The 14,597-nt window shown below is 39.9% G+C and carries 9 protein-coding genes; 3 read left to right on the top strand and 6 right to left on the bottom strand.

Features of this window, described 5'->3' with window-relative positions:
- Positions 1–292: 292 nt before the first annotated feature.
- From AB4138_RS06110 to AB4138_RS06100, 3 genes are read left to right on the top strand one after another with little or no spacing between them, the layout of a single operon-like run.
- Positions 293–868, top strand: coding sequence for a hypothetical protein (locus AB4138_RS06110; RefSeq protein ID WP_102321030.1), 576 nt, complete (start codon positions 293–295; stop codon positions 866–868).
- Positions 869–870: 2 nt separating this feature from the next.
- Positions 871–3,336 carry a hypothetical protein gene (locus tag AB4138_RS06105; protein WP_372236552.1) on the top strand — a complete coding sequence of 822 codons (2,466 nt, stop codon included), beginning with the start codon at positions 871–873 and terminating at the stop codon, positions 3,334–3,336.
- Positions 3,337–3,345: 9 nt separating this feature from the next.
- Entirely contained in the window at positions 3,346–6,630 is a 3,285-nt protein-coding gene (locus AB4138_RS06100) for a tyrosine-type recombinase/integrase (RefSeq protein WP_372128296.1), read from the top strand.
- A 6-nt stretch (positions 6,631–6,636) separates the two neighbouring features.
- Here the strand turns inward: AB4138_RS06100 and AB4138_RS06095 are convergent, their stop codons facing one another.
- From AB4138_RS06095 to AB4138_RS06070, 6 genes are all read right to left on the bottom strand, one after another.
- Positions 6,637–6,813 (bottom strand): AlpA family transcriptional regulator, encoded by a 177-nt coding sequence (locus tag AB4138_RS06095; RefSeq protein ID WP_017071512.1) that lies wholly within the window; start codon positions 6,811–6,813, stop codon positions 6,637–6,639.
- A gap of 129 nt (positions 6,814–6,942) precedes the next feature.
- Positions 6,943–8,073 carry a CRISPR-associated ring nuclease Csm6 gene (csm6, locus tag AB4138_RS06090; protein ID WP_136978197.1) on the bottom strand — a complete coding sequence of 377 codons (1,131 nt, stop codon included), beginning with the start codon at positions 8,071–8,073 and terminating at the stop codon, positions 6,943–6,945.
- 200 nt (positions 8,074–8,273) lie between these two features.
- A complete protein-coding gene (locus tag AB4138_RS06085; protein WP_372235842.1) occupies positions 8,274–8,603 on the bottom strand; it encodes a hypothetical protein in 330 nt (109 codons plus the stop codon).
- A 396-nt stretch (positions 8,604–8,999) separates the two neighbouring features.
- A complete protein-coding gene (locus AB4138_RS06080) occupies positions 9,000–10,274 on the bottom strand; it encodes a hypothetical protein (protein ID WP_017071517.1) in 1,275 nt (424 codons plus the stop codon).
- Entirely contained in the window at positions 10,274–11,524 is a 1,251-nt protein-coding gene (locus AB4138_RS06075) for a hypothetical protein (protein ID WP_372235840.1), read from the bottom strand. The genes AB4138_RS06080 and AB4138_RS06075 overlap by 1 nt, the downstream gene beginning before the upstream one ends.
- Entirely contained in the window at positions 11,517–14,594 is a 3,078-nt protein-coding gene (locus tag AB4138_RS06070; RefSeq protein WP_372305298.1) for a DEAD/DEAH box helicase, read from the bottom strand. Before AB4138_RS06070 ends, AB4138_RS06075 begins: the two co-directional genes overlap by 8 nt.
- Positions 14,595–14,597: the final 3 nt, after the last annotated feature.

Below are 14,597 nucleotides of genomic sequence, written 5' to 3'. Positions count from 1 at the left end.
AATAGTTATGCAATAAAAACAAATAAGGAATGGTGCGTCCGAGTGAACTCGAATCACCGACCCCCGCCATGTCAAGACAGTAGCTGTGTAAATATAAAATCTACATGAACATCCTAAATTCATGCTGTCCACCGAAAAAACAGACACTTAACCTAGAATATTTTAAATCAGTGACTTAGGTTTTGTTATGACGAAATGTTTTATGTATGAATTTGGGCACACTCTTGTCACATCCATATACTACAATTAGTTAGGTTTAAAAATTTCAATTTGCGACTACGAGATCTAACATTTGAGCGACTTTATATCTAGACTTGAGAAATACGACGCTACCCTGCTCTACAACGTAGAGCTCTCTCACGTTAATCTTTGTGACATATCTATCGACCCTGATCTCGCAGAAATCATCGCGGAGTCAAATCCCGTTTCAGCCTTAAAGTCAAAGTCGATTGCATCAAAAAGTACCCAGGCTATGAGCAACCTAGTCGCTTTGCAATCTCCAATTTGGGTCTATAAAAAACGAAATCATTACTATCTCGTATCAGGTCTTTTAACTCACTTTCTACTTATAAATACGATTAATTCCGAACAGTCACTCACTAGAAAAACACCCGTTATCTTGCTCACTAAAAAGCCTCAAAATGACATTAAACGGCTCATATTTTTGTCCGATTTAACCACCCAATTATTAAAAAAGCTGTTTATCACAAAAGAAAAAACTGTGAAATTTTTCTTAGAAAACTGGTTCCCTAATGATGAGGCAAAAGGTAGCTATCTAACAAACAAAGAGTGGCAAGTAATTTTTCCAGAGCTAAAAACTAAGAAAGAACTAGCCGCCATATTGAATACCTCAAATCGAGATTTATGACCATGAGAGAGTTCATTTCTAGGCAAAATTTATTAGATGAACAATTGAATTTGAGCGATGATGAATTCGAAAGACTTTATGATTTTCTCACTTTAATTGAATGCCCCGTTTCATTCAGAGCGCTCAACGAAGTACTAAGTAACCTACTCGAAATAGCACAACAATATCCACACTTTTTCGAAACCGTTTTTCTCATTTCAAAAAACGATTTAGTAAGTTTTATTAAGGCAATTTCTGATTCAAAAATCTCTAATAAGGACGACTTTTCAAACCATCACTTTGAGCGAGGTTGGTGCCAAACCCACGTCATTTTTGCTTTGCTTGCACAATACAAAATGTTCTTTTCAACTTCTAATCGTGCTGTTTTTACTCTCATCTTTCTATCGCACTTCTTTGAACATATGGAAACGATTTTCAAGATTGAAAGAGAAGAGGAAGTGACTAGTGCTTTTCGTAATCTAAACCGAAATAAAACATTTAACTTACCCAACTTCGCTGGGGTAACAACCAATGAAATTGCTGACCGATTCGACACCTTGCGTAAAACCAATACATACGAAGGATCGATTAACAACCAACTAAGGCAACTCTGCAACTTCTTCAATCTAAATTGGAAAAATAGGACTAAAAAGAAATCGTCAACACGTGCGGTATTGAGACAGCGATTCAACAACAAACAACTCGAGCGTGTTATAGGTGCTAGCAATGATACCTATACAAGTATCGCAAATACTCGAATTGACAACACTAAATCGGGTATTGAACAAACCGAAGCCTTTCCTTCGATGAGCTTCGTAAAGAAAGGGTCCACAATAGACAGAAAACCGGAACATGAAATTCCAGCAATTAAGCAGATTAATGAGAACTCATCCCGTCAAACACAAATAACAAACATCTCCAAAAGTATTCAGCGCGCCCACAATTCAACTTCTCTTGATAAAACCATACTGCAGATTCACGACCTCTCTTTTCTACTTTTTCAACTAAATAAGAAAAAGAACTATCGTAAACTTATCGGAGTTGTTGAGACGAATGTGATCTGCAAGTTGCTTACTGCTTCACTTTACCTATCGAGACCGATAGCAGATGTTTGCTCTTTAAAGATTCTCGATAAACACTCTGAAGATGGTGAGGGCTTTGTGCGGATTGATAACACTTGGCACTTTAAGGCTGCATTTGTTGATAGTCTCACAGTTGCCGAATACTCTAGCTCAAGTGAGTTAATAAAAATCAGTGACTATTCACTCACACAAGTACCCGAGTTTCTAGTTTCTATATTGGATTTCAATCAACGAAATGCAGGTCCGTTGTTTAATAAAATATCTAAAAGCAGGTATCGTGAGAGCTGTGCAACATTCTTGAAGAACCTATCAGAAACGCACGCCGTCAGAATCAGTCTTAAATCAATTCAATACTTCAGTCTTAACTTTAACGAAGCCAACCAATTAATCGACTCTGTTATTTTCGATTTCGCTTTCAATCATACCACCTACAAAACACGAGCTAGTCGCCACTATACTCAATATTCATTTATGGAAATGAGCTCAAGTATCTTTTATTTCTGGCAAGCTATCGTTGATAGAGTAACCTCTTTAGGGTTTATCCCCAGTATTAAAGTAGGAAGTGTGAAACTCATTGATTATCTAATTACTTGTGACTGCAGTGTTGTTGGTTCTAGGTTTTTACCTTCTAAAGCGTTCTTTCAAAAGCGTTACGCATCTCTTCAAAAAAAGCTGGCTGGGTATAACCAGCTCGAAATACAGTCTTCGTATGACAAATTAATCCAATATCATAATGATTACGTATTTTACGTAAGCTCAATGCTGCTAGCAATGACAGGTTACCGCGCTGTTTATAACCCTCTCCCTTCTTTAAACTTAAGATTGAGTCGTTATAAAATGCTAATGATCAGCGATAAAGATGACATAGACTTCACCCACGCCCGCATTATTCCACTCGCTGAAAATCTGGATAAACAGATCAAGCATTATCAAAACCACCTCAAACAGCTAACTAACATTCTTCATGTACTAAAGCCTGAAACAGCATTCCACGCCAAGAAGCAAACAGAAGAGTTGATTCAGTCATTATCCATTAAGCAATCTGAAGCAACAAACTGGTTCTCAGAGATTAAAAACTCAAAAATATACCCCGGTGTACTTTTCTATTTCATGGAAAACCGCCACGGTATACATATGAGGAATGTACACCCAGCTTGGTTAAGTGAACAAGAAAATACAGACTATCCTCTCAATGCAACTCGACACTACTTGAGAACCTTTTTAACCAAGAGCAACCTGCCACCAGAATCGATAGCCTTCACTATGGGACATTGGTCCACTGGTGAAGCTCCTCTTGGACGTTATTCAACCTTCGACTTCAACGAAGCATGCAGGGCCGTCAGTCCAATAATCCAAGGTATGGCCAATGATCTGAATTTAACTCCAATTCGCTCGCTGTTGGCCTAAGGAACCTGTATGCCACCTTCAATAGACCTTAAAAGATTAATTGCAGAGGCTTCAGTAGTATTTAAACAAGATATTGAGAATATATTTGTCCTCGATACAGAAAAGGCAGCAAAAAAGTTAATAGAGAAACTACACGCCCTAATCACTAAATTACTTGTGGTCACTTATGATAAAGAAGCAAAATCTGACGCCATCACCATAAAATCACTCAATGTGCTCCAGTCAAAACTCGATTCGAATATAGATGTCCAATCCCTGCAGCGGAAAATATTACAACTCTATTTGGTACTGTTAGAGCGAGAGTTCCAGGTCACTTCTCCCCCTTTAGGCTCATTTACTGAAATTCGTAGGGATAAGCCTATAGTTACGCCAGGAAATATTTTCAAAGCCTCGTTAGCTGACAAACTCTATTCTCAACTTGAAGCAGAGATCAAGAAACCCACATTATCATTGTCTTCAGAACAGTCATTAGGGAGGCTTGCTTTATGGCTATTGTTAAAAGAAGGATGTGTCAATATAAAGGATATATCAGCTCTAATCACCAACAGCCAAGACCTATATCGAACTGAACAACTAAGTTATTTTTCTGGAAAGCAGCAATATTTTCTGTCACCAGTCGCTGAAGCCCTTCTAGTTTTACACCGAATTTCATTCATCAATATGAAACATTACAATCAGTCTAGGCTATTGATTAAAAAGGCGAGATTGTATCAATATGAGTACAGCCTCACAGCTCCTGCTCTTGTCCCTAAGTTAACTTCACAACGAAGCTTAGCAGGATTAACATCATCAAAAATCATGTGTTGTATCAATGATTACTGTCATCATACTGCAGCTATACCTAAACAATATTCTTTGAATCTTTCTGATATTCGCCAATGTCATCGAATCGAAACGGTGCTAACTCAGAGTCCTATCGATTTTAGGATCCAATCTAGCCTACTACAATCGACACCGTTAACTCGTTCAACAATGAAACGCGTATTCCTCGATAAGACTGATGTCTTCAGAAAACCACCAGCGAGATTAACAAACCAGGCCGCAACGGTTAGACAAAGCACCGCATGGAAAAAGAACCATACCTCTTACAATAATATTACTGAGCTAAGTAGCGATGAGTTAGTGCGCATATTGCATGGCTTCTTGGACCTATTGAAGACATCGAAAAACACTAGAAAGGAACAAGCCCATCAAGGGCGGCTAATCAGGAGGGGGCTTTATGAATGGCTTGAAGCCGAAAATAACGCTAGTAAATATCCAGTAGTTTGGGTTCTAGTCAGTTGGATGTATCAATTGCTTTATCGGGGTGACATAGGGAAGAAAGTACTCACTTTTAGTACCATTCGCGACTATGTGAGAACCTTTGCAATCCCATTCATAGCAGAATTCAATTACTGTAACCTATTCACAATGGATGCTCTAGAGTGGGCAGAAAAGTTGAATATCGTTGCGGAGGGAATCAACTCAACTAAAAGGAAATCTTTCGTCCTCTACTTTGCTGATTTTGTCGTGAGTTCTCAAATTGTGCCCGAACTATGCTTCTCTGATTTAGATATAACAACATCTAAATCAAATGTCAGTGCTAACTTAATCACAATGCACGAAGCCGATGCTGTAACATCATTTCTCAACAAAGATAGTTTAGAAGCTGAACTTGCTCTTGTTGTATTTTTACTTGGATTTTACGGTGGCTTGCGTAGAGGCGAAATTGGAGGGCTACAACTTAATGACTTTCATTTGAACGACCACGGCTACCTTCAAGTACATATCAGACTCAATAAGTATCGGTCCTTAAAAACTGGAAACAGTGCTCGCAACTTACCACTAGATTGCTTGATGCCCATTCACTGGCAAAAGAAGCTCATATCATTTATCGACAAATCTAAACTTAGCTCTCAAAAGACAAATGCTTTAATTTTTCAGGATCCTAAAAGACTAAAAAACGCATTTACATTACTTACTGTCGTCTTAAAAGAGATCACCCAAGACGATAAACTTAGGTTTCATCACCTACGGCACAGCTTTGCAAATTGGAATTGGTTATTAATCAATTTCAATCGCTACCCTACTAATAACCTCCCTCTGCCATTGCAGCACAATTTCTTCTCGGCAGATAGGCAAAACCAGCTATTTCATCGCTTGGGTATATGCACTAATACAAGGAAAAAGGCATTTGTACTATCACGTTTACTTGGACATGGCACCATTGAAACGACATTCAGCTCTTATATACACCTAGCCGCCCTTCATATTTACTTATTAAATAGGAGGCGAAATGAGTCTCCCCTTCACTTATTGCAGTATAGTATTGATTACACAGTAAAACTCGATAACAAGAGTATGAGGCCAATCCGAAATGGCAAACCGCTGGCTCTTTATCACGACGCATTGCCAATGACTATGGTTGGAAAATCCAAGCCCGACCTTGAACGATCTCTTGAGCTACTTATTAACAAAGAAGAGAGAAAACCTTCGTCGAACAGTGTTCCCATTGCTGACGTTTTTAAATGCATTTCCCTATTAAGTTATGGTTACTCTATAAAACAAGCCGCAGAATTAACAAAGATATCTGCACAGCTCATAACTCGGATTGCACTTAGGCTGGAATCACATGGCGAGATTTACACGAGAAGATCCAAAAACACCCTTCCTGAGTTTTGCGGCATAAACAGGCTAAATCAATATCAAATAGATCAACTCAACTTTTTTATGCAGCAATTTGATAAATCGTTGCAATCAGAGGCGCTACGTAATGCCAAGATCAACCTATCCCAAGTAACCAAAGCGCTTCACCATTGTGTAGGGGCTAAAGGACACTTAGTTCGAACGCATGATATAAAGACCGTCGCATTCTTACTCAAAACCATGAAAGTGATTGGCATTAAGGATGAGCACGTAAGAATTAAATGGCATTTTTCTCATAAACTAGCGTCCGATGAAATAACGATTGATAAAGTCATTTCTCATTACCGATATTGGGAACAGTTAGTACAAAGCCGAGTTGGCTTTAATGCCACAACTATTGAAGCAGTTATCCCACATAGATATGATCGGTTATCTCAAAAAATGACAGCAATTGGTGTCGATATACACCGTTCGGATGAAGCTAAGTTTCTTGGCTATCATGAAAAAGGAAACATTAGCATCCACCTGCTTCAGACCAAAAAAGAGAACCGTGATTCACTCACAAGAGAATTTAGGAAACTGGTGCCGATGAGCCCACAGCGAAGCAGGTCATACATTACCTTTCTTCAATTACTGGATGTTTATTTGGATGTGTTCCCTTTCGACTAGCTGCAATCATCGCTGCTTTACACACTCTTTCATCCACTCTTCTACATCACTGTCGACCCAAGCAACGGCCCTCTCCCCTATAGGTACGGGCTTAGGAAATGAGCCCTCACTCATCTTTCGATAAATAGAAGACCTACTTAAAGCGGTCTTTGTCATGACTTCCTTTATTTTCAGAAATCTCATTGATGTACCTTATTTATGCTTACTCACAAAGAAGATACACCATGCCATCAAAGATCCTATTATCACACCTGCGTTAACGCACTAATGTTAAATGGATCCAAGGTTTTCAGACCAAACATTTGTTTAGCGTCAGACAACCAGCCCATCTACCTCAATAGTAATACCACTATTGACACTATAACTCGCACCGGCTTTGGCACCATCAGAGTGCACTTTGATTTTTTCCACGATATCTGGAACTAAACGCCTTTCTAACGTTTTATGGAATGCACTTAATGACTGACGTACGAAGTCTTTCGTCAATTTAGGTGTCAATTCAAAATCATTCTGACGCCACTGCCCCTCATCTTCTAAACCCATGCTTTTGTACAAACGCACGTCGGCTTTCATTGAGTCTAATACTTTTAAATATTCACGCGTTTGGTCAACGTCTTCTTCAAATATTCGCCCCAACGTTTCCGTCCTCATGGCTTTTTTGACGAAGAATAAGTAAATAGCTAGCGCTTTAGCTGTAAGTTTTACAGGTACACCAGCCACATCTAATGTCTTATCCTTGGTCGAAATTTTTACTTTAATTTCTGAGCTATGAGCGCTATTCAAAGCTGATACAGTTTTTGAAAACGAATGGCTTTGCATTTGATTATAAATTGACTCATCAACCTGACGACGCATTCTTACAAACGGGATTTCAGCTAGGGTGACGTTAGCGTCCTTGGTGTTTACGACCTTTTTTTTATCTCTCCCGACGATGTACTTATCATAAGGAGTTGGGTAATAAAATTCACTCACAAACTCAAAATCATCGTCTACGAACACATGACTCAGCACGTCTTGCTCACGACCATACAAAGACATTGCGTAGCCCATGTAAAAAGCCATTGTCTTTCGTCCACCAGCAATTGAAGCATGAATCGCAACATCGTCATTGCGAGTCAACTCCTCTACTTTCTGTGTAATAAAGTCAGCCATGACGACTTGGTCTGCTTCGGCCTTTGCATCATCTAACACATTGCCTTCTTCATCAGAGATCAACCAAATATTGTCAGAACTAAACTTAATGTCTGGAAGTTGATAATCTTGTATTAACTTGTTCCAATGACCATCTTGAAACAACCCTTCTTCTAGCGTTAGCTTAGAGTTAGCGGTAGTAATCACAAATACTTCATCAGGCATTGTTTTACCTTGATGATTCAATGCAAACAGCGTTTCAGTTAGGACTTGAGGGCTTGCGCCTGTCACGGCTACCAAAATATTTTTCAAAATAGGCTCACTAAGTTATTTGGTCTTGTATGAAAAAGAAGGACTTAATAGTTATGCTATCGTCTAGATACCATAAAATTCGTCACCATCTGTTTGGTCTGTCTCCTGATTGATAATCTTTCCACAGCCTAGACAATCTGGAGTTAAGTCAGTTGGCATCATAATTATCAAACCACAGTGTGGGCATAGATCACCTTGTGTTAGCATTCATTTAGTTCCCCAAACGCTACAATGTAGCTACCGCCCCAGCCAGTATTGTGCTCTATACAAACACCATTGCGAACTTTCAGCATGCTACAAAGCTGCTCTACCGTAAGTTCAACATCAGAAATATCAAAACCAACAGCTTGAGATAATTCATTGTTGATATAAACAAACTCACCAGCTTCTAAACAAAAACCGAATAGAAACGTCGGATCTTCCTCAAGCTTATCCCAACTCTGCACGCCCTCTCCTGCAATTTGAACTCCAGAAAACGGGGCGAACAGCGGTGTCTCATCACCTTGAATTTTTACCAATTGTATCGTCATATGCGCTAAACCCTTGTTTGTTCGAACGCTATGATAAAAGTTAGATAATTCAGATTGGTATTCTTAAGCTTATGAATGCTCAAAGTGAGAAACTCCCTGCGTGTTTGAGCTGAGAGTTTATAGAAAGAGTCATATTTGGGTAAAGTAGCTAAGAAGTTTACTTGCAAAACCTATAGATAAAAGACACTAATCGCACCCTTAGCCACAGTGATACTTTTGTCATATACAAACCAAAAAAGAACAAACTCATTAACAAAACATCCACCAATTGGTTACCAGTTAGCCGTACTAAGCTAATATTTAGTACAGCTATTAAGGCCGAATCAAGAGACACAACCAATACAATGCCGATAATAAGTTCAATTACAAAATTACTGCTCGATTCTGGTTCTCTCATCAATCTTTACTTTTCAAATAACGTTTAAGTGGCGGCCACACCATTACAATCGCGGTAACTAGAGTGATACTTCCAGATATAGCCCAAAAGGTTAGATTCATTTGTTCTTTTGTTAATGCCATAATTGTGGCTATAGAGCTGGCGGGGACGAGCAAAGCAGCCACAAGTGATACTAACAACAAAACCGTGTTGGATGATTCGTCTTTCTCTTGCTTCCATAACGCATGGTTATGCTCCAGCTCGACGAATGCTTTTTGTTCTATTAACTCTAAATCTGCTTGGCAGCACAGATATTGATACAATCTCTCTGCAAAAGGGTAAGTAGAGACATGAGACATTTTATACGATCGTCTAAATAGGGATATCCGTTCGTAAAGCCTCGCTCTTTGTTTGTTCGGGCTTAAAATCATCTCATCTTTAAAACGACCGAGCGTTGTTCGTTGGCAAATTACCGCGGCTAACAAATCAAGATAGTACTGGTTCGTCGCTAAGTTCCAGTTTAGTGATGATTCTCCTGGGGTTTGATCTACAAAAACAAGACGATTCAGATTAAATTGACAGCGCCAATCAGACCAGTAGTGAAATTGGTTCTCGATAAGCCTCTGTTTTTCGTTTTCAGAGAGCTTATACCTAGGGTTAGAAAAATTGATTCCTGCGCTAAGCTCACTCACACAAATAGTGTCAGATTGGTCAAAATCACTTACTTGCTTAATCCAAGAACAACTAACAAGCTCATGACCAAAAGCATCTTCTTCATAGTGGCTGTTATTGCTTAGAGGAAGGCTTAGTAAGTCACTAATGTGTTGCTTTAATCCTTTCTTTTGTTGTTCTGAATCCTCCCATAGACAAACATTATGCCTTTCCGTTCTCGGCTCCCATTGAAAAACAGTTCTATTGAGCTCAGCAATACTAGTTGCACTTAGGTTATCGCTAGATTCAAAATGCAAATAAAGCAGACTCACCTCGCCCATTTGGAGAAGCTGTAGCTTGGTAATACAGACCGAAAATTCGTGATTAAACGATTGTTGATTAGGTACCAAAGATAACAACGGGCTATCACTCAATTTAGCTTCAAACACGTAGCGACCTTGTTTCATTGGCCTTAACAAATCGGCACTAGATCGAGTATAGAAGCGTCTTATATCTTTGATCTCATGATCTTGTAAATCTTCGCTCCAATGTTTCCAATTTCCTGAGTTCACAAGTTCTAAAAATGATTTCTTTGAGATAAAGAGCGGTAAAAATCCCCACCCCTGCCATTTATACTCAGCCATTAAGCTTCAACCGCCTCTGTCTTGGGTAAATTATTACTGATCCTAGCTATAGAATAGCGCTCAGCAAGTACACGTACATGCTCTATCTCTTCCACCGATAGTGTATTTTCAATGTAAGCACTTAGCTTTGAATAAGGTCTTTCGTCTCGAGGAATTCTCATATACGAATCACATAAATCAGTGTACTCCCTTAGGCTAGATGCATCCTTTTGTAACTCTTCCTCAAGCAGACAGTAACGAATGGTCAAGCCAGATATACTTGATAGCCTACCCCAAGCTTTCAAGCCTATAGGCTTAGCAGGTAAAGCTTGAGTCCCACACATAAGGATGGCTTTCTGCCCTGACTCTAACCCTTTTGACAACCAATCGAGATTTGCTCGCGTAATATTGACAACTGGGAGACCGAACTCATCAAGTGTGACTTCTCCATCTCCAAAAGAGTCCTTTTGCCTTTGATGAAACTCGTTTAAGTTACCTATGATATTTTCGTCATTTAATGCTGTAACTGTCGCCAATATTCCCTCTAAATCATATTCAACGCAGGTTTCTCCAAATGCCACAATCGCTCTTTGAGGCTTATTTTTGCCGACCAAAAAGACCCGTGTTTGAAGATAACCAGATGAGTACCCAATAATCTCGTCAAAGGATAATGCTTCGTCGGTAATACCAAGTGCTCTTTTCGAACTGACCTTTGATAAGTCTAATCCTTTAAGGTTAACTAATTGAGACTCTTCTAAGATATGGTTCGAGCTAATCGTACGTGTAAAGTCGCTAGAGCGAAGCTTATCTACCTCGGTGTAAGGTAACTTATACGCATCTTTCGGCAGCAGTTGTTCTGAAACAGCACAATAGCGATAGGCTCGCTGCACGGTGCGAATTGGGACACCGTGTTCAAGCGTCTCTTCCCCCAACGCTGTTAATTTAAACCTTCCATCAATAAAAGTAACAAAGGAACGGCCTGTCATTTCACTCAAGTGCTTTGTGACAAGTTTTTCTGCTAAACCAGTCAAAGTTACGATAGATTGAACAGAACTGACACCTTGCTCTATCAACTTGAAGATCATTAAATCTATATCACTTAACTCCTCTCTACTTCGCTCTTTTACCAATATTTTCACATTTAGAATAGGTAACAGACTATCTCGAACATAAAAGAGCGTTTCATCAGATCCGATCTGAGAATTTAGTACTTCAGCGTAACTCTTCAAGACATTGAAGTAAGGATTACTATTTGTTTTCTTTTTAGCCATTTTCACTTACCAACATTGTTTTAGAGCTAGGATTGTGTGTCGTTCTATATTTGTTTTGAACGCTTGGGCGCTTAACGACCTTTTCGTTTGGCAGAAAACGGCTCGCTTGGATTAGCGCCCCTTTCTCATAACACTGACTCTTCAGCAGCACCATCGCTCTCTTGAATTCCACATCATGAGCACTATCTCGGTCTGCACCTTTAGTCAATGTTTGAGAATCACCGATCATTACAAGCTGCTTCTTAGCTCGTGTTTGAGCAACATTAAGTCGGCGCCAATCCGCAAGGAATCCAACCTTACCTTGTCGATTCGAACGCGTGAATGTGAATATGATCAAATCTCGTTCTTGCCCCTGGAAACTATCTACAGAAGCAACCAGTTCATTTAGTGGCATCTTGAGTTCCAGTAGCTCACCACGCTTTTGTTCTCTGCGTATTGCGTTCTGGATGGCTTTCACGTGATTTGCGTAGGGAACAATAACCCCTATCTCTCGGTTCTCAGCAAGTTCTGGCATCTCCTGAATTGAAGACTTAAGAAGCTCAATAACTAGATTTGTCTCACAAACGTTATCTTGCACCACCGCTCTGCCCTCTTCTGATGTCGACTTTTCACCTTTATTTTCTAACCAAGTCGTGTCTATCCAAATCATCGGCTGTGGGCAATATGACAGTAGCGGTTTTTTCTTATCCATACCGACACCAGCAAAATAGTTGCCCTCATAAAAAGCTTCCGAGACAAAATCACTAATAATGGAAGGACAGCGGAATTGTGTATCCAGCATGATTTTTCGGTCGTCCGGAGCGGCATTCCATAGGTGCTCAAACCAACTCAGTCGATAAAGGTCTTTGTAGTCACCGAAGTCTTTAGCTTCAACTTCTTCCAGTACTTCATCACTGACGACAGGCGGTAACTGCTTATGATCCCCTACTAATATCGCTTTATTGGCTCGGGACAAAGGGACAATCAAGTTGTGGAGTTGTATCTGACCAGACTCATCTACGATCACAACATCAAAGTCGAGTTCTCTAAATAGGGCTTTGGTATTGATACCAATACAAGTAGCACCAACCACGTTTACGTTTTCGATTAAGATTTTATACAGCGCCTGTTGACGCTCGGTTTTCAATTTATTGAACCACTGCGTGAGGTTGCTATGAATACCCGAAACTTTACGCAACAGTTCATCCAATTGAACCAGTTCTAATTTCGTTACTCTGTCCTCAGACTGCCCTGGCAGAACTACCTCATCAACTAGGGAAGTGACCTTTCTAAAGTAAGCATCAATCTGTTGATTACAGCTTTCAATAAGCTGTTGAGCTTCCTCTATAGACTTCTCTGTATTGGCAATAGAGGCCATAGTCGTTGTTCGTGATTCGCTAAGTTTTCCAGACTTTATATGAGAGCTTTCTATACGGCTATTGACTAGATTGGTCTTTTTAGTGTTTATCCATCGAGAAACAGACTTAAAAATCGGCCACTCTTTTTGCTCAATTTCTTTTAATTGAGCATTTAATCGACGAATAACATTGTCGTGAGAAAGAATATGCGATTCTATTTCAGCCAACTCTACGTGTAAGCTTTTCTGCCTATTAATATGATGGATGTGATCACTTTGAGCTTTATCTGCATTATCCATTTTCGCGATAATTTCATTTCTACTCGCAAGCAGTTCATGAATATAAGTGAGTTGAGACTCTAGGTTTTTCAGTGTCTCATCGGCTGAACTAAACATACGCGCTTGCAATTCAGCGGCTTTATTATCGAGTGTAATGTCCTCCAAGCAAGAGCTGATTTTATTTTCGTTGCCTATACGTAAACACTCAAAATCGTCTTCTTCAGCCAAACGTTCTAGAACATTGTCGACCGCTTTATTGTTTTGCGATGTCACAAGAACACGTTTACCCTGCGCCGCGAAGTACTTCACCCACTGAAGAATAACCGTGGTTTTACCTGTGCCCGGAGGCCCTAGAACCAAAGTGTAATCATTACTACCAGCACCACTATCAATCGCTTTAACTTGCGACGGTGTCGGCGGGAATTTACTTGGAGGTAATGGAACCTTAACTGGGGTAAGAGGCTCATGTTGATACACTTTAGCGGCTAAAGGTAACAACCATGGGTTTTTGGATGACTCAGACTCTAAAGAATCTACAACGGAGTTTCTTACCTTCTTTAACGTCGGTAGAGCCGCAATAGCCAAAAGCGCTTGATCTGGTATTTGTGAATTTAACGCTTGTTTCTCGATGCTAACGTGAATGATAGGTTCATTCTCTACAGGGGTGAGATCCGCCACCTCTAATAATATATCTGTTGGCTCTCGCATTTCGTCGAGCATTTCAAGCAGCGTTGGTTGTACTTCAAGTAAGCGGGAATAATCGAATTCATCCAACGTAATTTCATAGTGAAGACGGTAGGTTGTTCGCTCACTTCGAGCGCTGATAGAGGTCGCATTGAAAGGCATACATTGCTGAGCCGCAATTCTTTCGAGTTCATATTCAGAATCAATGAAACAGCGCAACACATCGATCATCTCTTGCTCTTCGTAGCAAAGCGCCTCCTCTTCTGCTTGTTCTGGTTCTAGCTCCTCGCCCTCCACATTCCATGGAGAATTGATTGCATCGAGTAACTCGGTTGCGTACAAGCCATACTTAAACCTAATATCACGAGCTTCCAATCCATTTCCAAATTCGCGGCCAGTCAGAAACTCAATACCATCGAATTCAAGCAAAGTCCCGTGCTCCAGCATGCGCTGACGGTCTTGGTTGTTCGCATAGTAAATGCGGCTCACCCAAAGCCTAGGTTTTTCCTCACTCTTGGCAACATTAATTGTGATTTTATATTTACCAATAAGTAAGGTGACGATGACGGTATCTTTCGGCTTAAATGAAGAAGCCCAAGCTTTGTTAGTTGACTTTAGTTGGCTTATAACCGCCTCTTGACCTTCACCATTGTCAGGCCAGTTTTTATCCAGATAATTATTTTCCAAACGATACAATAGAGGAAGAACGGAACCATACTTAGCTGATTTATCTTCCGGCCAAAAAGGCACGGTTTGATTGTATGCAGACATTAC

The organism is Vibrio sp. 10N.286.52.C3, from assembly GCF_041468865.1.
GTDB lineage: Bacteria > Pseudomonadota > Gammaproteobacteria > Enterobacterales > Vibrionaceae > Vibrio > Vibrio crassostreae_C.
The sequence above is the reverse complement of the archived record's forward strand: the minus strand, read 5'-3'. Positions and strand labels throughout refer to the sequence as shown.